Origin of the sequence: Thermotalea metallivorans, assembly GCF_001562415.1 — a bacterium.
In the GTDB taxonomy this organism is placed as follows: Bacteria; Bacillota; Clostridia; order Peptostreptococcales; family Thermotaleaceae; genus Thermotalea; species Thermotalea metallivorans.
Genome location: NZ_LOEE01000060.1, coordinates 1 through 875 on the forward strand (window position 1 = coordinate 1; position 875 = coordinate 875).

1 protein-coding gene is annotated in these 875 nt (G+C 43.9%); it reads right to left on the reverse strand.

Features of this window, described 5'->3' with window-relative positions; translation table 11 throughout:
- Positions 1–366 precede the first annotated feature (366 nt).
- Positions 367–875: transposase (locus AN619_RS12375; RefSeq protein WP_157065011.1), on the reverse strand; the 509-nt coding region annotated here is incomplete at its 5' end.

The following is an 875-nucleotide window of genomic DNA, read 5'->3' on the forward strand; positions in this document are numbered from 1 at the left end:
CCTCCCTCTATAATCTAACGAATTCTCTTAATTGCTTGCTTTTTCTTAGAATTTCACATTTCTCAAAACTTGCCACATGGATATAATGCTCATTTATGTATAAAACTGGATGGGCAAGGGTGACCTGAATAAGCATCTTGCATTTTGGGCTTATTTCGGCCGTTGGTATCCACTTGCTCTCCGGTGGCAACCCTCCCATGTCTCACAGGGTCTATGCCCTAAATTCCTTCGTTCTGCCTATCCATGAGGTGGATGTTAGTCATGCTCCTATACTGGGTCTATGCCCTTATGGTCGTAATTCAACCTAACTAATCCCGGCTCGTTTTGTCAATGTGCTATCTTTGGTTATCTGGTTACTTTCTCGGTTTATGCTGCTTCCTGTAATAATGGTCTTTTAATGTCTTTCATCATTTTCTGTGGGTCATATTTGATGCCTTTTGTCAGCAGGGCGAAGAATATCCGGATTAACTTGCAACTTAACAGGATTAAGGATTGCTTTTTCTTTAAAGGATTCTGGCTTCTGGTTGTATAATAATGGTGTAGTTCCTTGAATTCCTGATTCTTGGCCACTAATGGCATTATTGCCTGGAACAATAGTGATCTGAGCCGTCGGCGCCCTCGCTTGCTGATACTGGTTTTGCCCTTGTGCTTTCCAGAACTGTTCTCTTTCAGGCTCAGTCCAGCCAGTTTCTGTATCTGCCTGGGGTGCTCAAAACGGCTGATATCTCCTACCTCTGCGATGAAACCGGCTGCAGTAATCAGGCCTACTCCTTTGATCTTTAGCATCTCTTCCAAGCCTGGTATTTGGCTTGCTATTTCCTCCACCAGGCTCATGGTCCTTTCGTACTGCTGCATATACATCTCATAGCTCTCCA